This is a genomic window from Micropruina sp. (genome assembly GCF_047607385.1).
In the GTDB taxonomy this organism is placed as follows: domain Bacteria; phylum Actinomycetota; class Actinomycetes; order Propionibacteriales; family Propionibacteriaceae; genus Micropruina.
The window spans coordinates 27,372-50,328 of record NZ_JASGDE010000208.1 but is presented as its reverse complement, the minus strand read 5'-3'; the positions used below and the strand labels follow the sequence as shown (position 1 = coordinate 50,328).

The window sequence follows — 22,957 nt, the reverse complement described above, 5'->3', positions numbered from 1 at the left end:
GGTGCCGCGGCCGGCGTGCGCGGCGGCGAGCCGGCGTCCGGACGTGGTCGAGGTGGCCGCGGACGGCTGGCGGCGCGGCTCGGCCTGGATCTGCTGCAGCCGGCCGGAACGGATGGCGGCGGTGATCGCCGCGGAGTCGTTGTCGAACATGTTTCCCCCTGATCGATGTTCACCAGTAGGAAACCACCACGACCGGGTTTCGTACCCGGACGGGGGGATGAGTTATCTGTTCGTTACCTCGCTGGCCGGATCGTCGTCGACCAGGTGCATCTCGTGCTCCAGCCGGCCCTCGACGTCCACCTTGTGCGCCCGGACCCGGGACAGCACCACGCCGCCCATCGCGATCAGCCCGGCCACCGTGCCGATCGCGATCCGCAGCACCGGGTTCGCGCCCTCGCCCACCGAGATGGCCACCACGGCCGGGGCGATCAGCACCGCGACCAGGTTCATCACCTTGATCAGCGGGTTGATCGCCGGCCCGGCGGTGTCCTTGAACGGGTCGCCGACGGTGTCGCCGATCACCGTCGCGGCGTGCGCGTCGGAGTTCTTGCCGCCGTAGCGGCCGTCCTCGACCAGCTTCTTGGCGTTGTCCCAGGCGCCGCCGGAGTTGGCCAGGAAGACCGCCATCAGCACCCCCGCGACGATCGCGCCGCCGAGGAAGCCGGCCAGCGGGCCGACGCCCAGGCCGAAGCCGACCGCGATCGGGGCGGACGCCGCCAGCAGGCCCGGTGTGGCTAGCTCACGCAGCGAGTCCCTGGTGCAGATGTCGACCACCCGGCCGTACTCCGGACGTCCCTCGCCGGTCATGATGCCGGGGATCTCGGCGAACTGGCGGCGCACCTCGAAGACGATCGCCCCGGCCGCCCGGGTGACCGCGTCGATGGCCAGCCCGGAGAACAGGAAGACCGTCGCGGCGCCGAGGATCACCCCGACCAGGGTGATCGGCGAGACGATCTCGTAGGTCAGCATCGAGGCCACGATGGCGTTGCCGGTCTGCTGGGTGAGCGAGGCCAGCGAGTGGTTCACCGCGTCGGTGTAGGAGCCGAACAGCGCGGTGGCGGCCAGCACCGCGGTGGCGATCGCGATGCCCTTGGTGATCGCCTTGGTGGTGTTGCCGTCGGCGTCCAGCGCGGTCAGGATCGCCTCGCCCTGCTCGTCGACGTCCTTGCTCATCACCGCGATGCCCTGGGCGTTGTCGGAGACCGGGCCGAAGGTGTCCATGGCGACGATGACGCCGACCGTGGTGAGCAGGCCGCAGCCGGCCAGCGCGATCATGAACAGCGACAGGATGATCGAGCCGCCGGAGATCAGGAACACCCCGCAGATCGCGGCGGCGATGATGCCGGCGGTGTACACGGCCGACTCGAAGCCGACCCCGATGCCGGCCAGCACCACGGTGGCCGGGCCGGTCAGCGAGGTGCGCGCCACGTGGATGGTGGGGTTGGAGTCGGTGCCGGTGAAGTAGCCGGTGAGCCACAGGATGACGCCGGCCAGCACGATGCCGATCGCCACCGACGCCGCCGCCATCAGCCGCGGATCGCCGGGCAGCGAGCTGACCAGGTCGGGGACGGCGGGCAGCGCGGCGAAGCTGGACGGCAGGTAGACGAAGGCCGCCACCGCGGCCAGCACAGCCCCGGCCGCGGCGGAGGTGTAGAAGCCGCGGTTGATCGCGGTCAGGCCGGATTCGTTGCCGCGAATACGCGTGATGGCGATGCCGAGCACCGCGGTCAGCGCACCGATCGCCGGCACCAGCAGCGGGAACACCAGGCCCTGCTCGCCGAACGCGGCCTTGCCCAGGATCAGCGCGGCCACCAGGGTCACCGCGTAGGACTCGAACAGGTCGGCGGCCATCCCGGCGCAGTCGCCGACGTTGTCGCCCACGTTGTCGGCGATGGTGGCGGCATTGCGCGGGTCGTCCTCGGGGATCGACTGCTCGACCTTGCCGACCAGGTCGGCGCCGACGTCCGCGGCCTTGGTGAAGATGCCGCCGCCGACCCGCATGAACATCGCCAGCAGCGCCGCACCGAAGCCGAAACCCTCCAGCACCGACGGCGCCTGCTCGCGATACAGCAGCACCACCGCGGCGGCGCCCAGCAGGCCCAGCCCGACCACGCTCATGCCGACCACACCGCCGGTCCGGAAGGCGATCTTGGCGCCCTCGATGCGGCCGTTGTCGCGCATCGCGGCCGCCGCGACCCGGACGTTGGCGCGCACCGCCAGCCACATCCCCAGGTACCCGATGGCCGCCGAGAAGCCGGCTCCGACCAGGAAGAACACCGAACGCCCCAGTCTCACCGAAAGGTCGCCGGGGAGCAGGAAGAGCAGCCCGAAGGCGATCACCGCGAACACCCCGAGGGTGCGGAACTGGCGGCTCAGGTAGGCCGCGGCACCCTCCTGGACGGCCCGCGCGATCTCGCGCATCCGGGTGGTGCCCTCGTCCTCGGCGAGCACCTGACGTCGCAGCCACACCCCGTACAAGAGGCTGATCACCGCGATCCCAGCGATGGTCCAGACGATGGCCAGGCTCGTGGCGCCCAACTGCAGCATGCGTCCTCCTCGAGCCGCGGCTTGTGGCCAGGTGGTTTAGGTCGGTTCCCCCGGTCCGGGGTGGGGGGAGTCTATTGGTCAACCTACGCGGGCGACAGCCGTCCGGACGAGTCTCCGACAAGAGTCGATTATGTGAACGCTTCGGTTGCGGAATTCTCCACAACCTAGTTGGATCGCGACTGCAGGTCCGTCCCTAGTCTCAGGAGCAGCCCATGTCAGCCACCGCAATGAACCCGACCTCGCGCGCCGCAGCCCTGCGTCGGCTGGCCGCCGAGGAGTTGGACGTCCTGGTGGTGGGGGGTGGGGTGACCGGCGCCGGCATCGCGCTGGACGCCGTCACCCGCGGCCTGCGGGTCGGCATCGTGGAGGCCCAGGACTGGGCCAGCGGCACCTCGTCCCGCTCCAGCAAGCTGCTGCACGGCGGCCTGCGCTACCTGCAGGCGCTGGACTTCAAGCTGGTCAACGAGGCGCTGCACGAGCGCGAGCTGCTGCTCGCCACCCTCGCCCCGCACCTGGCCAAGCCGGTGTCCTTCCTGTACCCGCTGACCAAGAAGTACATCGAGCGGCCCTACGTGGCGGCCGGCATCACCCTCTACGACGTGATGGCCCGGCTGGGCGCCAAGGCCACCACCCCGTTCCACCGGCACTACCGGCTCTCCGGCGTGCAGAAGCTGTTCCCCGACGTCCGCCCCGACGTGATGGTCGGCGCGATCCGCTACTGGGACGCCCGGGTCGACGACTCCCGGCTCACCCTGACCCTGGTGCGCACCGCCGTCGAGTACGGCGCGCTGGCCGCCAGCCGGGTCAAGGTGACCGACTTCACCAAGACCGCCGGACGGGTGGACGGCGCCGAGGTCACCGACCTGGAGAGCGGCGAGAGCCTCACCATCAAGGCCAAGCACGTGATCGCCGCCGCCGGGGTGTGGACCGAGCAGACCCAGGATCTGGCCGAGGCCCAGGGCGGGCTGAAGGTGCTGGCCTCCAAGGGCATCCACATCGTGGTGCCGAAGGAGCGGCTGGACGGCGAGGTCGGCTTCATCCTGCAGACCGAGAAGTCGGTGCTGTTCATCATTCCGTGGGAGCGCTACTGGGTGATCGGCACCACCGACACCCCTTACCAGCAGGACTTCACCCACCCGGTCGCCTCGGCCGCCGACATCGACTACGTGATCGACCACGCCAACGTGGTGCTGTCCAAGCCGATCAGCCGCGACGACGTGATCGGCACCTGGGCCGGGCTGCGGCCGCTGCTGCAGCCGGCCACCAAGGGCGACGGGACGGCCTCCACCAAGGTGTCCCGGGAGCACACCGTCACCGAGGCCGCCCCCGGGCTGGTCACCATCGCCGGCGGCAAGCTGACCACCTACCGGGTGATGGCCGAGGACGCGGTCGACTTCGCGCTGGGTGAGGCGCAGGCGAAGGCCCGTCCGTCGCTGACCAAGAAGACGCCGCTGCTGGGCGCAACCGGCTACTCGGTGCTGTCGGCACAGGCCGACTCGCTGGGCGCCGAGTTCGGCTGGGACGGACGCCGGGTGCGGCACCTGCTGGACCGCTACGGCAGCGAGATCAACACCCTGATCGCCCAGTGCCGCGAGCAGGCCGATCTGGCCGAGCCGCTGGAGCACGCCCCGGACTACCTGCGGGTCGAGATCGGCTACGGCTGCACCCACGAGGGTGCGCTGCACCTGGAGGACCTGCTGGTCAACCGCACCCGGCTGACCTACGAGATCGCCGACTCCGGACTGGCCGCACTGCCCGAGATCGCCGGCCTGGCCGCGGAACGGCTGGGCTGGGACGAGGGACGCAAGGCCGCCGAGATCGACGCCTACACGGCCCGGGTCGAGGCCGAGCGGGCCGCAGCGACCGAGCCGGACGACGCGTCCGCGGCCCAGGCCCGGTCGGCGGCACCCGAGGTGGTGGAGGCGGTCAAGGCTTAGCCGAGTCCCTGACGCAGCCGCTCGGCATACTCCGCCTGCTCGCCGGCGGCGTAGTTCGTCCGGGGCCAGAAGAAGCCGCGCAGCCCGTCCCCCTTGGAGCGCGGCACCACGTGGACGTGCAGGTGCGGCACCGACTGGCTGACCACGTTGTTGATCGCCACGAAGCTGCCCTGCGCGCCCAGCGCCGTCCCCATCGCGGCGGCGATCCGGCGGCAGGCGCCGATCAGCGGCAGCACCAGTTCGTCGGGGAGGTCGAGCAGGGTGTCCACGTGCCGGGTGGGGCAGACCAGGACGTGGCCCTTGAAGACCGGGCGGTGATCCAGAAACGCGATCACCTCATCGGTTCGCAGCACGATGTCGGCAGCCATCCGCCCTTCGACGATCGCACAGGCGATATCACGTTCCGCCACCGCACCATTGTTACACCGAAAAAATGGTTCCAGTGGGCGGACCCCCTTCCCCCTGGGCCATTCGATTGGCAGACTGGCTCACCGGAAGTGTTATTTCGGGTGATCTGAAGACGGGGGACTTCATGACACGCGATCTATTGATCGTTGGTGAGCGAGCACTCACAGCCTCTGACCTGGCTGCCGGCATGTCGGCGGTGCAGCAGGGGCAGCCATGGAAGGTGATCGACGACTGCGGCCAGTTGGCGGTGACACACTGCGACCGGCCGCTACTGCGGGTGTCCGGATCCTTCCGGATGGAGGACGACGACCCCGCACACGAGCCGACCAGCCAGCTGTGGCGCACCGAGTTGACCGTCGTCGACGATCAGTACGCGCTGGGTCTGGCCGTGGCACGGGCGTTGGCCTGGGAGACCAGCGGCCGCCTGCTCGATCTGCAGCACTGACGCCGATGAGCCAGCCCCGACCGGTCGCGTCCGACGAGATCGGGGAACTGCTCGACTTCATTGCCGCCCGGCAGGCCGATCCGGCCACCGGCACCTGTTACCTGGGCACCGAACCCGAGTCCGTGCGCCTGGAGCTGGACGAGTTCGGCGACGCCTGGCCCGGCGCGGCGCTGGTGGTCACCGATGCCGACGGCCGCATCGTCGGCGCCACGGTCACCGAGAGCGACGCCGAACTGGGCCGCAGCTGGATCTACGGCCCGTGGGCCGCCGACGGGCTTTGGGACGCGGTGGCCCGCCCGCTGGTCGAGGCCGCGGTGGCCGGCTGCGCGTCCGGGATCGTCCAGCACGAGATCTCCGGCGACGTGCTGAACCATCCGCTGGCCGCCCTCGCCGCCGAGCTCGGCTGGACGGCCTCCGTACCCAACCACGTGTTCGTGGTGCGCGCGGACGCCGTCGCGGGATGGCCGTCCGACGACCCGCGGGTGCGCCCGGCCCGCGCCGACGACTTCGCCGCGATCGACCCGCTGCACGACGCGGAGTTCCCGGGCACCTACCTGCCCACCCGGCAGATGATCGACGACGGCATCGCCGGCGAGCGGATCACCCTGGTCAGCGAGGCCGACGGCACGGTGATCGGCTACGGCTGCGGACGGGTCCAGGCCGACGGGGCCGGCTACCTCGACTTCGTCGCGGTCACCCCCGCCGCCCGCGGCACCGGCGCCGGGCTGGGCCTGACCGCCACCATCTGCCGCCGGATCATCGAGGCCGCGCCGCAGCACGACGTGAACCTGACCGTGCAGGACCACCGTGCCCCGGCGATCGCGCTGTACCGCAAGCTCGGCTTCGACCTGGAGACCACCATCGTCGGCTACTCGTCGCCGGCGCCGGCGGGACGGTCCAGCTGAGCCGAAGAGTTGGGCTCGTCGCCGCTCAGTTCACATGTCTGACAGACGTAGTACATTTGCGGCATGCAGCTGATCACCAAAAGGGAGCTCAACCAGCACACCGCGTCGGTGCTGGCCCGCGTCACCGCGACGGACGATGTCGTGGTGACCGAGCGGGGCAAGCCGCGCTGGCGGGTCAGCGTCGTCGACGACAGTGAGAGCGCACTGGCGCGGTTGGAACGCGAGGGGCGATACACACCTCCCGCGTCGACGCCGGCACCATGGCCGGATCGCCCGGGCGGGCCCGCCTACACCAGCGCGGAAGCCGACGTCTTGTTGGACGAACTGCGCGGGGAGCACTGAAGCATGGCCTCGACGCTGATCTACCTGGACTCCTCGGTGGCCCTGCGAACGATCCTGGACGTCCCGGAACGGGGGCGGCTCCAGTCCTGGATGCAGGAGACGGGGGCGACCTTCGTCTCGTCCCGGCTGCTGCGAACCGAGGTCGTCCGGGTGCTGCGCCGCGACGGACGCCCGGTGTCCGACGGGGCGCCGCTGCTCGATCGCGTCGGGATGCTGGAGATCACCCGGGAGACCCACACCGTCGCCGAATCCATCGAGCGACACATCAAGACCTTGGACGCCTTGCACCTGGCGACGGCTCTGCTGATCGGCGGGAGTGTCACCGTGGCGACCCACGACGAGACCATGGCGTCCGTGGCGGAGCACCTGGGCCTGCTGGTGACGGACCCCGTCGCAGCCGCCTGAATCGGGACGGCGGGGTGGGTCTAGGGTGAGCAGGTGCCCGAGCCCCTCCACATCGCCTTCGTGTCGATGCACACCTCCCCCGCCGATCTGCCGGGCTCCGGTGACGCCGGCGGCATGAACGTCGTCGAGTACCACCAGGCGTTCGCGCTGGCCCGGCTGGGTCACCGGGTCGACCTGATCACCCGGCGCAGCGACCCGGCGCAGCCCGACCTGGTCGAGCTGTCGGACGCCGTCCGGCTGCTGCATCTGCCGGCCGGTCCGCCGCAGCGGCTGGCCAAGAGCCTGATCGACGCGCACATCGAGGAGTTCTCGGCCGGCCTGGCCGGGCTGGACGCGCGCTACGACGTGCTGCACTCGCACCACTGGATGTCGGGCGTGGCCGCGTTGCCGGTGGCCCGGCGTTGGGGCGTCCCGCATCTGCAGAGCTTCCACTCGGTGGCGGCGCTGCCCGGTTCGGCGTTGTCCGAGGGTGAGCCGCCGGAGTCGCCGGCCCGGGTGCCGGGCGAGCGGCTGGTCGCCACCGAGTCGGACGCGGTGATCGCGATCAGCGCCGCCGAGGCCCGCACCGTGGTGGAACGCTGCGGCGCCGACCCGGACCGGGTGGTGATCGTGCCGCCCGGGGTGGACCGGGCCGTCTTCCACCCGGGGGTCTCGACAAGCCCGACCGGGACGAACTCGACCAACCCGCGCGGGTACCTGCTCTACGCCGCCCGGCTGCAGCCGCTGAAGGGTCCCGACCTGGCGATCGGCGCGCTGGCCGAGGTGCCGGTCGAACTGCGTCCGGACCTGTTGATCGCCGGGGACGTCTCGGCCGACTTCGCCGCCTACGAGGCCGACCTGCACGCCCTGGTCGAAGCGCACGGGCTGCGCGACGCCGTCCACTTCATCGGCCCGCAGCCCCGGGAACGGCTGGCCGAGTTGATGCGCGGCGCCCGGATCGTGCTGGTGCCGTCGCACTCGGAGACCTTCGGGCTGATCGCGCTGGAGGCCGAGTCGTGCGGGACGCCGGTGATCGCGTCCGCGGCCGGCGGGCTGCGCGAGGCGGTGGTGCACGGCGAGACCGGCCAGCTGATGGACTCCCGGCAACCCGAGGACTGGGGCACCGCGATCACCCGGCTGCTGGCCAAGCCGCAGCGGCTGGCCCGGATGGGTGTGGTGGCGCAGATCCATGCCCGCCGGTTCAACTGGGACTGGACGGCCCGGCTGCTCGACCTGCACTACCGGGAGGTGCTGTGAGCGCGCCGTCCGCTGCTGGCGGCCCCTTCGACGAGGTCCGGCGGGTGCTGTTCGCGCACGCCCACCCCGACGACGAGACGCTGGCCACCGGCGCGCTGATCCAGCACCTGACCGCGGCGGGTGTCGCGGTCGCGGTGGTGACCGCGACCCGGGGCGAGCGCGGCGAGGTGGTGCCGGGACCGTTGAGTCGCTTGGCCGGCAGTGCCGCGTTGGACGTCCACCGCGAGGGCGAACTGACCGCGGCGCTGCGGGCGCTGGGCGCCGAGGGGCCGTTCTTCCTGGGCGAGCCGCCGGCGCGGGCGTCCGAGCTGCCGCCGCGCCGCTACGTCGATTCGGGGATGCGCTGGGTGACCCGGACCGTGGCCGGCCCGGGTGAGGATGCCGGGCCGGACGCCTTCACCGCGGCGAGCGTCGCCGAGGCGTCCGCCGACCTGGCCGCGTTCGCGACCTGGTGGGCTGCCGAACTGGTGGTCAGCTATCAGGCCGACGGCGGCTACGGCCACCCCGACCACGTCCACGCCCACGACGTCGCCAGGGCCGCCGCCGCGCTGGCCGGCGTCGGTTTCGCGGAGGTGATCTCGATCCCCCGCGACGGCTCGGCGCCGGACGACGACGGCGCCACCTGGTTCGAACTGGCGGACTGGTTGCCCCGGCTGATCCCGGCGCTGGACGCGCACGCGTCCCAGTTCACCCGGGACGGCGACGACGTGATCCACTGCGGCGGCCAGCGGGAACCGATCCAGTTGCGCATCGGGGTGCGGCGGTGCTGAAGGCGTCCGGACGCGAGCTGCCGGCGCAGTGGATCCTGCTCACCATCCTGGCCGGCCTGGGCATGGTCGGCCCGTTCTCCATCGACACCATGTTCCCGGCGTTCGCGCAGATGGCGATCGACCTGGACACCTCGCCGCTGGCGCTACAGCAGCTGATCAGCGTCTATCTGCTGTCGTTCGCGGTGATGAGCCTGTTCCACGGGCCGCTGTCGGACGCCCTGGGCCGCAAGCCGGTGATCCTGGTCGGCAGCGCCCTGTTCGTGGTGGCGTCGCTGGCCTGTGCGGTGGCCCCGAACCTGGCCCTGCTACTGGTCGGCCGCGGCCTGCAGGGGCTGAGTGCCGGCGCCGGCCAGATCATCAGCCGGGCCATGGTGCGGGACATCTTCTCCGGCAACCGGGCGCAGCGGGTGATGTCGCAGATCGCGATGATCTTCGGCCTCGCGCCGGCGCTGGCCCCTATCGTCGGCGGCTGGCTGCTGACCCACGGCGACTGGCGCGGCATCTTCTGGTTCCTGTGCGGGCTGGGGCTGGTGTTGCTGCTGCTGGTCTGGCTGTTCCTGCCCGAGACCCACCCCGAATCGGACCGGTCGCCGCTGCGCGTCGGCCCGCTGTTCAGCTCGCTGTGGGCGGTCTGGACCGACCGGGACGGACGCCGGCTGGCGCTCACCGCGATGATCAACTTCGCCGGCATGTTCGTCTACATCTCGGCGGCGCCGATGATCGTGGTCAACCTGCTCGGCAAGGGCGAGCAGGACTTCTGGCTGCTGTTCGTGCCACTGATCTCCGGCATGGTGATCGGCTCCTGGTTCTCCGGACGGCTGGCCGGCCGGGTCAGCGGCCGCCGGCTGGCCACCGTCGGCTACTGGGTGAGCCTGGCCGCCGGCGCCGCCAATCTGGCGCTGATGCTGGTGCCGGCCGCCCAGACGCTGCCCTGGGCGGTGCTGCTGCTGCCGGTCTACACCTTCGGCATCGCGCTGGCCTTCCCGATCCTCACCCTGGCGATGCTCGACCTGTTCCCCACCAACCGCGGGGCGGCGTCCTCGGTGCAGAGCTTCGTCTCGCTGGTGTCGAACGCGATCATCGCCGGCGCGCTGGCCCCGGCGGTGGCGTTCTCGCTGCCGATGCTGGCCGGCACCGCGCTGCTGCTCACCGCGATCGGCTACCTGATGTGGCGCCGGCACCTGCAGGTGGCGAAGTCCGAGCCACAGGCACCGCCCGACCCGCAGGCCTACGAGCCGCTCGACGAGATGTGAGGGCCGCCAGTTTCATATGTGGCAGCCAACCCGAACACCCCACACGCCAGCAGTTCTCTGATTCACTAGTACTCTTATCCGACTAGCCGAGATGAGTCGCGTCGACGCCGCCCCACTGTGCAGACTTGAAGTTCAAGTCTACGCGTTCTAGATTTCATATGTGGAGTGGACGAGTGCACATTTGGCCGAGGTCATCGACGACCTGCGAGATCGCCAAGGGGACGCCACCGACATCGAGGTCAAGTCGGCGATCGGCGGACATCCGGCCCTCGGCGAGACACTCTGCGCCTTCGCCAATATGCCCGAGGGTGGCACCATCATCCTCGGCCTGGACGAGTCGACGGGGTTCAGTCCGGTAGGCCTCACCGATGTCGCCGGCCTCGAGGCGGCGGTTGCCGCACAAGCCAGAACCGCCGTTACCCCGCCCACCCGCTGCTCATTCGAGACCTTCCAGGTGAGCGGCCGCCCGGTGTTGGTCGCACAGGTAGAAGGACTGCCCCTCCATCAGCGGCCGGCACGCCATGGCGGACATGCCTACCTGCGGCAATCCGACGGCGACTATCGGATGAGCGAGCAGGAGATCGCCCAGTTGGAGTTGCTCAAGACGCAGGCGATGCGTCCGACCCGCCCCGACCGCCAGGCGATTCCCGGAACGCAGGTGGGCGATCTCGATCCGGTCCTGCTCGATTCATTCCTGTCCGCGGCACGTACCGCGTCCCGGCGCTACGCCGCCGCCACGGACGCCCAGATTCTCGCCTACACCGGCGTCACCTCCCGCACGGGCGAACTCAGCCTCGCCGGCCTATACGCCATGGGAGTTGCCCCTCAGGCTGCCACTCCGAGCCTCGGCGTCACTGCCGCCGTCCAGTTGCCCAGAGACGCTGACGGACCTCGGACTCGTGACCTTGTTCACCTGGTCGGACCCATCCCCGATCTTCTCGATGACGCCATGAGTTGGGTGCTGCGGAACACCCGAACAGCGATGGGCTACGACGAACGCGGTCACGGCGTCGACCGGGCAGAACTCCCTATGCGCGCCGTTCGCGAAGTCGTCGCGAATGCTCTCGTTCACCGGAACCTGGATGCGATCACAGACTCCAAGCGGGTAGAGATCCGGCTGCTTCACGATCGGCTGGTGATCACGAGCCCGGGAGGCCTGTGGGGCGTTTCCGAGAGCCAACTCGGTCGGCCCGGAGCAAAGAGCGCCGTCAATCCCACCCTCTACGACCTCTGCAAGTACGTTCGGCTTCCGGACAGCAGCCGAGTGATCGAAGGAGAGGGCGGCGGCATTCGTGAGGCGATTCAGGCGCTCCGCGATGCCGGTCTGAGGCCGCCACGCTTTGTCGATACCGGGATTCAGTTCAGCGTGATCATCTCGCGGCACACCCTGCTGAGCGAGGACGACCTCGCATGGTTGGCCCGCGTTGCCGACGGATTCGATCTGACGAGCGAGGAACGCTCCGTACTGGTGTCCATGCGACACGGCGCTACCTGGAACAACACCCAAGTGCGCCGCGAGTTCGCACCACTTGATTCGGTGGCCGCCCGACGCATGCTGCAGAGGCTGGTCGACACCGGCCTCGTCCAGGCGCGTGGCAAGCGAGGTGGCACCCAATACGCCATCGCGTCCGCACAAGCCTCGCCGCGAGAGCGTTCCGCTCACGTCGAGCCGGCCCCGGAACGTCAACCATCGCTACCCGTTGACCAGCGGACTCGGCCAACCAATACCCGCCACCGAGCGGCGATCCTGCGCGCCCTCGATGAGCCGCGATCCGTCAAACAGCTCATCGGATCGACCAACCTCACCGAGGGCCAGGTCCGATACGCGCTGACCCAACTCATTGACGCCGGCGAAGTGACCATGCTCGGCGCCCAGGGAGTACGAGGAACGACCTACCAGCGGGTCGACAACAACCCTGGTCGCCCAACCTGACGCGCCGGCGCAAGTCCGTCGCTCATGCCTTCACTGGTCGTCGGTCACCAGCGAAAAGCGGTGCGCCAGCACGGCGGCTTGGACGCGGTCCCGCACCTGGAGCTTGGCGAGGACCCGGGCGACGTGGGTCTTCACCGTCGTCTCGGCCAGGTGCAGGTGGCGCGCGATCTCGGCGTTGGAGCGGCCGCCGGCCAGTGAGCACAGCACCTCGCGTTCCCGCGGGGTGAGTTCGGTCAGCCAGGCCGGACGCCCGACCGGCTCGGGCCGGTTGACGAAGCTCGCCACCAGCCGGTCGAGCACCGCCGGGCTGAGCGCCGTGCGTCCCTCGGCGCAGTCCTTCAGTGCCTGCAGCAGGGCACGCGGTTCGGTGGTCTTGAGTAGGAACCCGGCCGCACCTGCCCGGAGCGCGTCGGCGACGTACTCGTCCAGGTCGAACATGGTCAGCACCAGGCACTTCACCTGCGACTGCCGGACGGCGAGCTCGGCGATCGCTGCGATGCCGTTGCCACCGGGCATCTCGACGTCCATCAGCACCAGATCGGGTCGGTGCCTCGCGGCAGCAGCCACCGCCTCGGGTCCGCTGGCTGCCTCACCGACCACCTCGAACCCGGGATCGCTGGCGATCACGGTGGCCAGGCCGGCCCGGAGCAACGCATTGTCGTCGGCGATCAGTACCCGGATGGTCATGGCTGCCTCACCAGCGGGACGCGGGCCAGCACCTGGAAGCCGCCGCCGGCTGCCGGGCCGGCGCTCACCGATCCGCCGGCGAACGCCACCCGTTCCCGGATGCCGACCAGCCCGAACCCACCCGACGCCGGCCCGGCACCGGTGCCGTCGTCGCGAACCGAGACGGTCACCTCGTCCGTGGTGACGCCGATGCTGACCTCCGCCCGCGTGGCTCCGGCATGGCGCAGCACATTGGTCAGGCACTCCTGGATCATCCGGGAGACCAGGGCGTCATGTTCGGCCGGCACCGGGTCGGACTGCACGACCACCGCGAGCCCCGCCTGTCGGAACCGGGCGAACAGCTCGGCCGGCGACTCCGCCACGGTTCGTTCACCGGCCTGGGGCAGCTCGGCCAACGCGGCCCGCGCGGTGGTGACGATCACGTCCAGGGAATGCCGCGCCAGTTCGGGACGCTCGGGCCAGGCGAGTTCGGCCGCTCCGGCATGGACGGCGATCACCCCGATCGCGTGGGACACGGTGTCGTGGACGTCACGGGCCAGTTGGTCACGGGTGGCGGCGAAACCCTGCTGCAGCGGTTCCTGCACCTCGTCGCGCCGGGACAGCTCCGCGCTCCGGGCATGTGCGGCGACCCGATCGGCGTGCCTCGCGGCAAGTCCGATCAGCCCGGCCAGCACCGGTGCAGCGGTGTTCAGCGGCAGGTTCTCGGGGTCGGCCAGCAGCATGCCGCCCGCGACTGCACCGACCAGGAACGCCCAGCAAGCGAAGCCGGCCCACCCACCACGACGCCCGAGCGTGAAGGCGATCGGCCCGACGCTGAGCAGCATCCAGAGGCCGCCGTAGGGCGGTGCGGCCAGCAGCGCACCGCCGAGCCACAGCCCACCGAACAGCACCGCCGCGGCACCGGTCGACACGCGCCGGAGAAGCACCGTCGGCGCGATCACCAGCGTCGCCAGGATCCTCCCCGGGCTGGGCGCTTCACCGCCCAGCACGGGATAGGCCAGGGTCTCGGCCAGTGCCAGCAGGGTCGCCCCGATACCGAGCAGCAGGTCGGTTCGCGAGCGCGTCGGCACGGGTTCGGGATTCGGCTCGTCCGCCGCGGACTCGGCCTGCCGGAGCAGCCCGAGTTGCCGGCGAAGTTCGGTGGTGGCGGCCCGGGTCGCCGTGTGCACCTGCACGGCCGCGGCGCCGAGGTCGGCTCCGGAATTGCTCGCCAGGGCGACGATCTCGGTCAGTCGCACGCGCAACTCACGCTCGACGTCCGCGCCGAGCCGCTCGCGTTCGGACGCGATCAGCCGCTCCACGAACTCCTCGGCCGTCGCCTGCCCGGTGGCCCGGATCACCGTCCGTGCCGCCGCGGCCCGGGTGACGGAGCGTCCGGCGGTCACGGCCGCCGCACCCAGCACGGCGCCCATCGCGGTGAGGAAGAAGATCTCGGCGGTCCCGCCGGTCCGGCTGCCGAGCGCGGCACCACCCAGCGCGGCCCCGACGACGAGGGTCGCGGACAGCGGACGAGACCACGACATGCGATCAGGATACGGAGCCGCCCCCGTCGGCGTCGTCGTCCGAATTGATGACCCGGGAGACTGCCGCCCGGGCGACGCGTGCCCACGCATTGCCGCCGCACGCTGAACCCATGAAACCTGCACTGCGCCCCTGGCATTGGGCGGCCCTGGCCGCCAACCTCGGTCTGGCCGCGATCGCCCTCAACGACGCCGTCACCCACGCCCTGACCGGCCAGTATTCGGCGGCCTCCGGCACCTCCGGCAATGCCGTCGCGATCACGGTCAGCACGATCGTGCACGGCCTGGCCTACCTCGGCATCGTCGTGGTGCTGTGGCGGGAGGCCGACGCGTTCCGGGCGGCGAACCGGTTCGCCCGGGCGCTTCGCCCGATCTTGCTGGCGGCGTTCGGCTTCATGGGTTTGGCCATGCTCGGCGTCGAAACGTGGCGACGCCCGAGCCCGGGCGAATCCCAGGGCCTGGCCGCCGGCTGGGAACTCGTCGGCACCGTCATGTTCGCGGTGATGCTGCTCGGCTCTTGCCTGCTCGGGTTCGCGCTGCTGCGCAGCAACCCGCTGGGCATCGGCGGCCGCATCCTGCTGGGAATCCTCCCGGCCATCGGACTGGTGGTGCTGTTGGGCACGGTCGGATCGCCCTGGGAGCACCCCGGCTACATCGAACTCGTCCAGGGCGTCGGCATGTCGCTGCTCGGGGTCGGCGCGACCACTCGTCAACTGCCCAGAATGGACGCCGTGTCCGAGATCGTCAGCTGAGGCGGATAGAGGCCCATCACCTGCAGTGCGGCCGCGTTGTTCTCTGCGGTCGAGCCGGCGCAGGCGTCCGCGGCGATCACCGCGTAGGCGCCGGCGTCCGCGGCGGCCAGGGCCGTGGAGAGCACGCAGCAGTCGGTCGAGACGCCGGTCAGCACGACGCGCGGGGCATGGCCGACGATGGCTTCCATCTCCGGACCCCACTTGCCGAAGGTCGGCCGGTCGAGGGTCGGACGCGTAGTCAGGTCCTGGACGGCGGGCACCAGGTCGAAGATCGGGTCGGTCGGCGGACGGTCCGCGAACGGCCAGTCGGCGAAGTACTCGCCCCATGAGGTGTCCCGGTCGGCGGTGGGCAGCCAGCGGGTGATCAGCACCCGGTCGCCGAAAGCCGGTGCCAGCCGCCGGATATTGGCGACCGCGTCGTCGAAGAAGGGCGACGCCCAGTCGGAATCGGGTGCGGCGAAGATGTTCTGCGGGTCGATCACGACCAGCCAATGATCGAGGGCACGGAAGCCTGTAGAGGGGGTGTTCATGCGGTCTCCTGTGGTGGGTGTGCGCACTGCTTCGTGCGGCCAGGGATTGTCCATTGAACCACACGCTTCCGGCACTGGCTAGGGGTGATTCCGGAGCAGCACCAGTTCCTGGGTGGCTCGGGTCATCGCCACGTAGCGGTCGACGGCAGCCGTGATGCCCGATTCCGAATCGTCGTCGAACAGCAGCACCAGGTCGAATTCCAGCCCTTTCGCGTTCTGCGGACTCAGCGACATGACCCGTTCGGTGCCGGCGAATTCCGGGTCGCCGATGACGCAGGCGATGCCCTTGTCGTGGTCGTCCAGCCAGGCGCGCAGGATCGCGTCCCGTTCGGAGGCCGCCGCATGCCGCACCGGGACCCCGGCGCTGCGGATCGAGGTCGGCACCACGACGTCCGGGAGCGCGGCGGTGATCACCGGTTCGGCCGCCGCCATCACCTCGGCCGGCGTCCGGTAGTTGATGGTCAGGGTGGCGACGGTGACGTCGTCGAAGCCGACGCGTCGTAGCCGCTCAGCCCACGACTCGGTGAAGCCGTGCCGGGCCTGCGCCCGGTCGCCGACCACGGTGAAGCTGCGGGACGGGCAGCGGCGCAGCAGCAGCTGCCATTCGGCGTCGGTCAGCTCCTGGGCCTCGTCCACGATGACGTGCGCGAACGGGCCGGCCAGCGAGTCGAGGTGCGCGGACGGCAGCGCATCGGCCTGTACCAGGGCGTCGCGGATGCTGTCCCGGTTGAGCAGCTTGAGGCCCGACTCGGGATCGTCGTCGGCGGCCAGGATGTCCTCGACCACGTCGTCCATGTAGGCCCGGTCGGCGGCCTCCGCGGCCCTCCGGCGCCGGTTCCGGTCGGACGCCTCCGGGTCGCCGAGCCGGTGCCGCATGGCGTCCAGCAGGGGCAGGTCGGCGACGGTCCACGGCGATCCCTCGGGGCGTTTCAGGGCTCGGGCCTCGTCCGGGCTCAGCCAGGGCGCGCAGCGGCGCAGGTAGGCGGGCACCGACCACAGGTCGGCGACCAGGTCGGTCGGCTCCAGCAGCGGCCAGGCCCGCCGGACGGCGCGGCGCAGGTCCGCGTTCCGTTCCAGGGCGGCGCGCAGGGTCTCGGCGGGCACCTCCGGATCGGGGAAGTTGTCGATCAGGATCTCCAGCACCGTCTCCCAGACCTGGTCGTGGGCCTCGTTGTGCGGCGCGCCGGTGTCCACCGACTCGAAGGCCTCGACCCAGTCGGCCGGCCGCAGCCGGACGTCCGCCCACGGCGTCTCGACCACCAGGGTCGTGGTGGGTGGTTCCTCGTAGAGGGCGACCGCCGGCTCGACCGCCTCGACCATGCGTGCCGACGACTTCAGCCGGGCCGCCTCCGGATCGGGTTCGTCGACGGCGTCCGCACCCTCGGGCAGCAGGTCGCGCAGCGTGCAGGTCCGGACGCCCTCCTCCCCCAGGCCAGGCAGCACGTCGGCGACGTAGGCGAGGTAGGCCTCGTGCGGGCCGACGAAGAGCAGCCCGCCGCGGCGTCCGTTCAACCGGGGATCGGCGTAGGCGAGGTAGGCGGCCCGGTGCAGCGCCACCACCGTCTTGCCGGTGCCGGGACCGCCGTCGACCACCAGGGCACCGGACGAGCCGGCCCGGATGATGGCGTCCTGGTCGGCGGCCAGGGTGCCGAGCACGTCGCGCATCCGAGTCGTCCGGGATTCGCCGAGGCTGGCCAGGAAGGCCGATTCGGCGTCCAGGGCGGCGTGGGATTGCAGGCCGTCGGTGCTGAACACCTCGTCCCAGTAGTCGGTGACCCGGCGGTCGGTCCAGCGGTAGCGGCGCCGGCTGGCCAGTCCGAGCGGGTGGGCGTGGGTGGCGGCGAAGAACGGTTCGGCGGCCGGGGTGCGCCAGTCGATCAGCAGCTGGCGTCCGGAGCGGTCGGTCAGCCCGACGCGTCCGATGTAGGTCGGCTCGCCGCCGTCGGCGGGCACCATCCGGCCCAGGCAGGCGTCCTGGGTGAACCGGGTGAGCAGCCGCTGCCGGCCGCTCAGCCGGTGGATCTCCAGGTCGCGGTCGAGCGCCTGGCGGCCGCGGACCCCGCGGGAGCGGCGCAGCTCGTCCAGGCGTCCGGCGAGCTCGGTGAGCTGGTCGGCGACGCAGTCGGCGATCGCGGTCAGGTGTCGCTCGTCGGCGCCGATCAGCCGCGGGTCGGCCTTGGCGGCGAGGCGTTCGGGAAGGTTGAAGGCACTGCGCACAGGGGACATGGCCGACGATTCTGCTCCGGGGTGGGGGTCTTGCGGCAAGCCCCGGTATGGGTTATAGCTTGGAATTGCAGGGTCGTCAGAAATCGCCGGGTGTAGCGTCGCCGCTCATGGCACCGGGCTACACCCACGGACACGCCGAGAGCGTGCTGCGTTCCCATCGCACCCGCACCGCCGCCAATTCGGCGGCCTACCTGATCGGACGCCTTCGTCCCGGTCTGTCGCTGCTCGATGTCGGCAGTGGGCCGGGCACCATCACCGCCGACCTGGCCCGGCTGGTCGCTCCCGGACGCGTCGTCGCACTGGAGACCTCGGAGGAGATCGCGGCGCTGACCCGGGACGGTGTCGTTGCCGCCGGCGGGCCGGAGGTGGAGTGCCTGGTCGGCGACGTCCACGCCCTCGATCTGCCGGACGACTCGTTCGACGTCGTGCACGCCCATCAGGTGCTGCAGCATCTGGCCGATCCGGTGCGGGCGTTGCGGGAGATGGTGCGGGTCTGCCGTCCGGGCGGCGTTGTCGCCGTCCGGGACGGGGACTACGGCGGCTTCACCTGGTTCCCGGCCAGCCCCGGCCTGGACCGCTGGCGGGAGCTCTACAGCGCCGCGGCCAGGGCGAACGGTGGTGAACCGGACGCCGGACGCCACCTGCTCAGCTGGGCACACGCCGCCGGCTGCCGGCGGGTCACCGCGGCCTCCAGCACCTGGTGCTACGCCGACCCGGAATCGCGGGCGGCGTGGGGCGAGGGCTGGGCGGACCGCATCGTCGATTCGGCGATCGCGACGCAACTGGTGACCTCCGGGCTGGCGAGCGCGGACGAGTTGGCCGTGATCGCCGACGCCTGGCGCGATTGGGCGTCCCATGACGACGGCTGGATCAGTGTGCTGCACGGTGAATTGCTGATCGAGGTGTGAGAGGTTGTGCCCATGCAGGGAATCCGGCTGAGCACCGTCACGCTGGGCGCGTCCGACCCGGTGTCGCTGGCGCGGTTCTACGCGCGGCTGCTCGGCTGGACCCTGGGGCCGACCGACGACCCGACCTGGGTTGGGGTGCGGAACCCGGACGGCGGTGTGGGCATCGCCTGCCAACTGGAGAAGAATCACGTCCGGCCGACCTGGCCCGGTGCGCCGGGCGATCAGCAGATGCAGGTCCACCTGGAGATCGAGGTGGACGATCTGCAATCCGGACTGCAGCACGCCCGGCAATGCGGAGCCCGGATGGCCCGCTATCAGCCGCAGGCCAACGTCAGGGTCTGCATCGATCCCGCCGGACACCCGTTCTGCCTGTGGGTCGACGGCTGAACACGCGTGCCCGTCACTGTCGAACGCCGCCGCGACCCGCTGGCAGTCGAGCGAGTGCTCCGGACCCTGCCCGACTGGTTCGGCATCGAGGAGGCGCTCCTCGGCTACGTGGCAAAGGCGGAGATCCTGGAGTCGTTCCTGGCCGTCGACGACGGCGAGGTCGCCGGTGTAGCGCTCATCGAGCGGCATTTTCCGGAGTCCGCCGAGTTGGCCCTGATCGCGGTGAGTGCGCCGCTGCGCGCAACCGGTGTCGGCCGCGCGCTCGTCACGACGATTGAGGATCACCTGCACGCCGACGGCTGCGACTTCCTCGAGGTACACACGGTCGGCCCGTCGTTCGAGCATGCCGGCTACGCCGCGACGCGTGCCTTCTACCGCGCGGTCGGATTCGCGCCGATGCACGAGTTCGACGGATTGGATTGGGCGGGCCCAACCCTGGTGATGATCAAGTCATTGCACCCGGCATCGCGACCAACGCCGCAATCCCTGGACTGATCCCGGTACCCTTCGTCATCCCGGCGAATGCCGGGATCTCCCCACGCTCGGGATGACAAACTCTTCGTCATTTCCGGCACTCTTCGTCATCCGGGCACCCCTAGCCTCGATCCCGGTACCCTTTTGCCATCCCGGCGAATGCCGGAATCTCCCTGCGCCCGACCGTCCACCGAGATCCCGGGGCGATCCCGGGATGACGAGGGTTAGCAGAGGCTAGCTTGCGCCGGTGACCGCGGCGCCGCTATCCGGCGGGTTCTCGGAATCGTTGGTGCCGTCGCGGTCGTCGGTGTTTATCGACGAAGCGTGGCGGGATGATCTCGGGGATACCGTCGTCGGCGATTCTGATCTCCCATTGCAACTCTGAAGCCCGTTTCTTGTCGGGTTCGAGCAGATTGTGGTGATGTTTGCACAACAAGCAGAGATTGTGGAATGCTGTCAGCCCTTCATCGACCCAGGGGATGATGTGGTGGGCATCACAGTCGGCTGCTGGTCGGTCGCAGCCGGGGAAGACGCAGCCCCGGTCACGGATGTGCAGGGCATGCCGAATGGCTGGGGTGACGAGGCGTTCTTGGCGTCCGACATCCAGCGGCTCGGATGCCCCGCCCAGGATGATGGGGAGGATGCCGGCGTCGCAGGCGAACTGCCGCAACTGGCCGGGCGTAAGGCCGGTGCCGTCCACCAAGCCCGCGTGTGCGCAGTCGTTGAGCAGATCGTCGTAGTCGATCGTCACCACGACATGGGGGCGGTCGCCACCGTGTTTGGGTGCGACCTGCTGCACAGCGGCGCGACAGGCGAGCTCGACCAGGGCGTCAGCTTGGCGTTGTGGCCAGCTCGGCTGCTCCACCCCGGATCCCGCAACTCCAACGCTGTCCGGTGCAGGTGCTGCGCGATGGCATCAATCTGCGCCTGGAGTAGTGCTGCATCTGCTGTGGGTAGAGAGCCTTTGATCAGGGTGGAACCGTGACCGTTGTCGGTGAAGGTGAGATGTCGATCCCGTCGGGCGTCGCGTAGGTCGCGGGCGATGCGTTCGGCTTCGGCTTCTTCCGCAACCTCGGGTGCCACCACTTCGAGGAGGTGCCGGGAGAGGCCGGCGAGGTCCTGGCTGTCGAACGCGTCACAGAACCCCACCATCGTCGCCTGCGCCTCGGCTTCAGCCTGGACACCAAGGTCGGTGGGCAGCTTCCGCAACACCTGCGTCACGGCGGCAGCTTGCCGGTCATTCAATCGGCCCTCGATGAGCGCCTCACCGATCTGGCCGAACCGGTGCAGATCCTTGGCTTGGTGCAGCATGGCGGAGGCTTGCTTGCGGGTGTAGCGAAGCTCACCCGCCAACCAACTGACCGTGGGTACGCCGTAGGCGGTCATCGCAGCCTCGGACCGATCAACAGCACCCAACACGGTGTGGATCACACCCGCGATCCGGGACTGGACCTGCAGCAGCTCCGTCACCAGATCGAGTTGCTTCCGATCCGGCAACAACACCACATCGTCCAGGTCAATGTGGTCGAGCAGGCCAGTCACAGCAGTGGCGAACTCTGCTGCCGTGACCGCGCCTGCCGTGTGGTTCATGACAACAACGCTAAACGCCGCCACTGACAGTTTCCGCGCCAGCAGCGACCCTGACGATGCCGTTTTTCAACGGACAACACCTTCGCTGGTTTCGGACAACACTGGGACAACACCTCAGCAGGCCGAGCCGTTCAGGTGCGCTGGTGGAAGATCCCGGCATTCGCCGGGATGACAGGCTCTGGCGATAAAGGACGGAACCCGTCGCCTCATTTGTTCCTGCAGTACTCCGACCAACGGGTACGGGAGCGACTGGCGCTTTGCAAAGCGGCAGTGACACGCGAAGGCGCTACTCACCTGGGAGCAGATGGTATCGGGCTGCTTCAGCGACGGAGTGGACCGGAAAGGAACCGTCCCCTCGTGCCACTCGTGCCACTAGCTCGACTGGCGGGGAGAGTGGACCGAAAAGAACCGTCCCCCTCGTCCCAACGGGGGTCTCGACAAGCTCGACCACCGACGGCGAACGAAATAGCTTCACCGGCTGCTGGCTTCGGCGTCCAGTAGGCCGATCACCCCCAGCACCGCGGCTTCGATCACCTCGTCCAGCCAGTCCGGGACGGCGCCTCCGACGTACGGCCGGACCAGGCCGTACGGCAGTTGCCGCGACGCGATCATGCCCAGCCGGGAGCGGCGCGGGGTCAGTCGGCCCCAGCCGCGGCGCAGGCACGCCGCCAGAGCGGCATCAGCAGCGTCGTTGATCTGGCGGACGCGGTCGGCCAGTCCGGACGGCGCCGCAGCCAGCAGTTCCGGCTGCCGGTAGAGGGTCAGCGCCAGCGCGGTCGCAGGCTTCTTTCGGCAGAACCGGGAGACGTGTAGCGCCGATTGCAGCAGGGCGTCGCGGGCATCCTCCGCTTCGGACGCCGCCAGCAGGCCGACGTGGAACTCCTCGATCGAGCGCAGCCAGAGCCTGGCCATCAGGTGTTCCCGGGACGGGAACCGGTGGTAGATCGATCCGACCGGCGCACCGAGGGCCGCCGCGATCTGCGCGATCGACGCCGCCTTGCCGTGCGAGGCCACCGCGGCACGGGCTGCGTCGAGGACGTCGTCGTCGCTGAACTTCGCGGGTCTTGCCACGGCACCGATGGTAGGGCACATTTGTGAGCATGAAATCTAGAACGCATCCTCTAAAACTCGAGACGCTGGCTGACGGGTTGCCCGGCGCACCCTTCCGCGAACGGCACGACCGGGTGATCGACGCTTCGCCGGCCCGGGTCTGGGATGCCCTGCTGGCCTTGCGCTGGGGCGATCTGCGACTGACCGCACCGCTGCTGGTCGTCCGTGGCTTGGCCGCCCCCCGCGCCGGACGCCGCTCGGTGTTGCGCGAGGGACCGGTGGTCGCCGTCCAGGTGGAGCCCGAGGTGCGCTGGGTCGGCGTCCGGATCGGTCAGCCGTGGCGACCGGTTCCGACGTTGGCTCCTGACCCCGCCGGACTGGAGGAACTGCGCGCGTTCGGAGAGCCGGGCTGGCTGAAGTTCGGCATGGAGTTCGTGCTGCAGCCGCTCGCCGACGGCCGGACGGTGCTCACCACCACGACCCTGTGTGAGGCGACCGACCAGGCTGCGCACCGGAAGTTCGCCCGTTACTGGCGGCTGATCGAGCCGTTCAGTGGGCTGATCCGGATCGACATGCTCGCCGCCGTGGCCCGCCGCTGCCGAGGCGCTTAGCCAAACCTTAAGAACACTCCGGCCTCGGGCTTAACCCGGGG

The 22,957-nt window shown here is 70.1% G+C and carries 23 protein-coding genes; 14 read left to right on the top strand and 9 right to left on the bottom strand.

Annotated elements, in window-relative coordinates; genetic code table 11:
* Positions 1-222: 222 nt before the first annotated feature.
* Positions 223-2,547: a sodium-translocating pyrophosphatase gene (locus QM582_RS17870; RefSeq protein ID WP_415086678.1), complete on the bottom strand. Its 2,325-nt coding sequence runs from the start codon at positions 2,545-2,547 to the stop codon at positions 223-225.
* Between the two features lie 212 nt (positions 2,548-2,759).
* On the opposite strand from QM582_RS17870, the gene QM582_RS17865 reads away from it, so the two are divergent.
* Positions 2,760-4,484, top strand: coding sequence for a glycerol-3-phosphate dehydrogenase/oxidase (locus QM582_RS17865; RefSeq protein ID WP_415086676.1), 1,725 nt, complete (start codon positions 2,760-2,762; stop codon positions 4,482-4,484).
* Here the strand turns inward: QM582_RS17865 and QM582_RS17860 are convergent.
* Positions 4,481-4,894: an HIT family protein gene (locus QM582_RS17860; RefSeq protein WP_415086674.1), complete on the bottom strand. Its 414-nt coding sequence runs from the start codon at positions 4,892-4,894 to the stop codon at positions 4,481-4,483. The two genes, QM582_RS17865 and QM582_RS17860, sit on opposite strands and share 4 nt — an antisense overlap.
* A 185-nt stretch (positions 4,895-5,079) precedes the next feature.
* Between QM582_RS17860 and QM582_RS17855 the strand changes: the two genes are divergently transcribed.
* From QM582_RS17855 to QM582_RS17820, 8 genes are all read left to right on the top strand, one after another.
* A complete protein-coding gene (locus tag QM582_RS17855) occupies positions 5,080-5,337 on the top strand; it encodes a hypothetical protein (RefSeq protein WP_415086673.1) in 258 nt (85 codons plus the stop codon).
* 5 nt (positions 5,338-5,342) lie between these two features.
* Entirely contained in the window at positions 5,343-6,242 is a 900-nt protein-coding gene (locus tag QM582_RS17850; protein ID WP_415086672.1) for a GNAT family N-acetyltransferase, read from the top strand.
* Positions 6,243-6,305: 63 nt separating this feature from the next.
* Positions 6,306-6,584, top strand: coding sequence for a type II toxin-antitoxin system Phd/YefM family antitoxin (locus tag QM582_RS17845; RefSeq protein ID WP_415086670.1), 279 nt, complete (start codon positions 6,306-6,308; stop codon positions 6,582-6,584).
* Positions 6,585-6,587: 3 nt separating this feature from the next.
* A complete protein-coding gene (locus QM582_RS17840) occupies positions 6,588-6,989 on the top strand; it encodes a type II toxin-antitoxin system VapC family toxin (RefSeq protein WP_415086668.1) in 402 nt (133 codons plus the stop codon).
* Between the two features lie 33 nt (positions 6,990-7,022).
* Positions 7,023-8,225 carry a glycosyltransferase gene (locus QM582_RS17835; RefSeq protein ID WP_415086666.1) on the top strand — a complete coding sequence of 401 codons (1,203 nt, stop codon included), beginning with the start codon at positions 7,023-7,025 and terminating at the stop codon, positions 8,223-8,225.
* The gene (locus tag QM582_RS17830; protein WP_415086665.1) at positions 8,222-8,995 is read left to right on the top strand and encodes a PIG-L family deacetylase; all 774 of its coding nucleotides are present in this window, start codon (positions 8,222-8,224) and stop codon (positions 8,993-8,995) included. Before QM582_RS17835 ends, QM582_RS17830 begins: the two co-directional genes overlap by 4 nt.
* Entirely contained in the window at positions 8,989-10,248 is a 1,260-nt protein-coding gene (locus tag QM582_RS17825) for a multidrug effflux MFS transporter (protein ID WP_415086664.1), read from the top strand. The genes QM582_RS17830 and QM582_RS17825 overlap by 7 nt, the downstream gene beginning before the upstream one ends.
* Positions 10,249-10,429: 181 nt before the next feature.
* On the top strand, positions 10,430-12,181 hold the full coding sequence (locus QM582_RS17820) for an ATP-binding protein (RefSeq protein WP_415086662.1): 1,752 nt from the start codon (positions 10,430-10,432) through the stop codon (positions 12,179-12,181).
* Between the two features lie 30 nt (positions 12,182-12,211).
* Here QM582_RS17820 and QM582_RS17815 read toward each other — a convergent pair whose 3' ends face one another.
* Together QM582_RS17815 and QM582_RS17810 are read right to left on the bottom strand one after the other, a co-directional pair.
* On the bottom strand, positions 12,212-12,868 hold the full coding sequence (locus QM582_RS17815; RefSeq protein WP_415086660.1) for a response regulator: 657 nt from the start codon (positions 12,866-12,868) through the stop codon (positions 12,212-12,214).
* Positions 12,865-14,391, bottom strand: a complete 1,527-nt coding sequence (locus QM582_RS17810; protein WP_415086658.1) for a sensor histidine kinase — start codon at positions 14,389-14,391, stop codon at positions 12,865-12,867. Before QM582_RS17810 ends, QM582_RS17815 begins: the two co-directional genes overlap by 4 nt.
* Before the next feature lie 110 nt (positions 14,392-14,501).
* On the opposite strand from QM582_RS17810, the gene QM582_RS17805 reads away from it, so the two are divergent.
* Entirely contained in the window at positions 14,502-15,140 is a 639-nt protein-coding gene (locus tag QM582_RS17805; RefSeq protein ID WP_415086656.1) for a hypothetical protein, read from the top strand.
* Here the strand turns inward: QM582_RS17805 and QM582_RS17800 are convergent.
* Positions 15,098-15,670 carry a cysteine hydrolase family protein gene (locus QM582_RS17800; RefSeq protein WP_415086654.1) on the bottom strand — a complete coding sequence of 191 codons (573 nt, stop codon included), beginning with the start codon at positions 15,668-15,670 and terminating at the stop codon, positions 15,098-15,100. The two genes, QM582_RS17805 and QM582_RS17800, sit on opposite strands and share 43 nt — an antisense overlap.
* 78 nt (positions 15,671-15,748) lie before the next feature.
* Positions 15,749-17,896: an RNA polymerase recycling motor ATPase HelR gene (gene helR / locus QM582_RS17795; protein ID WP_415086653.1), complete on the bottom strand. Its 2,148-nt coding sequence runs from the start codon at positions 17,894-17,896 to the stop codon at positions 15,749-15,751.
* A 107-nt stretch (positions 17,897-18,003) separates the two neighbouring features.
* Here helR and QM582_RS17790 point away from each other — a divergent pair, with 107 nt between their 5' ends.
* From QM582_RS17790 to QM582_RS17780, 3 genes are read left to right on the top strand one after another with little or no spacing between them, the layout of a single operon-like run.
* Positions 18,004-18,804 (top strand): methyltransferase domain-containing protein, encoded by an 801-nt coding sequence (locus tag QM582_RS17790; RefSeq protein WP_415086652.1) that lies wholly within the window; start codon positions 18,004-18,006, stop codon positions 18,802-18,804.
* 12 nt (positions 18,805-18,816) lie between these two features.
* Positions 18,817-19,191, top strand: a complete 375-nt coding sequence (locus QM582_RS17785; RefSeq protein WP_415086650.1) for a VOC family protein — start codon at positions 18,817-18,819, stop codon at positions 19,189-19,191.
* 6 nt (positions 19,192-19,197) lie between these two features.
* Entirely contained in the window at positions 19,198-19,686 is a 489-nt protein-coding gene (locus QM582_RS17780) for a GNAT family N-acetyltransferase (protein WP_415086648.1), read from the top strand.
* A 241-nt stretch (positions 19,687-19,927) separates the two neighbouring features.
* Here the strand turns inward: QM582_RS17780 and QM582_RS17775 are convergent, their stop codons facing one another.
* The 3 genes from QM582_RS17775 to QM582_RS17765 form a co-directional block, all read right to left on the bottom strand.
* Entirely contained in the window at positions 19,928-20,464 is a 537-nt protein-coding gene (locus QM582_RS17775; protein WP_415086646.1) for a DUF222 domain-containing protein, read from the bottom strand.
* Entirely contained in the window at positions 20,413-21,255 is an 843-nt protein-coding gene (locus tag QM582_RS17770; protein ID WP_415086644.1) for a DUF222 domain-containing protein, read from the bottom strand. The genes QM582_RS17775 and QM582_RS17770 overlap by 52 nt, the downstream gene beginning before the upstream one ends.
* Before the next feature lie 471 nt (positions 21,256-21,726).
* Positions 21,727-22,326, bottom strand: a complete 600-nt coding sequence (locus QM582_RS17765; RefSeq protein ID WP_415086642.1) for a TetR/AcrR family transcriptional regulator — start codon at positions 22,324-22,326, stop codon at positions 21,727-21,729.
* Between the two features lie 77 nt (positions 22,327-22,403).
* Here QM582_RS17765 and QM582_RS17760 point away from each other — a divergent pair, with 77 nt between their 5' ends.
* Complete coding sequence (locus QM582_RS17760) at positions 22,404-22,916, top strand: hypothetical protein (protein ID WP_415086640.1); 513 nt, start codon at positions 22,404-22,406, stop codon at positions 22,914-22,916.
* The last annotated feature ends 41 nt before the right edge of the window (positions 22,917-22,957 follow it).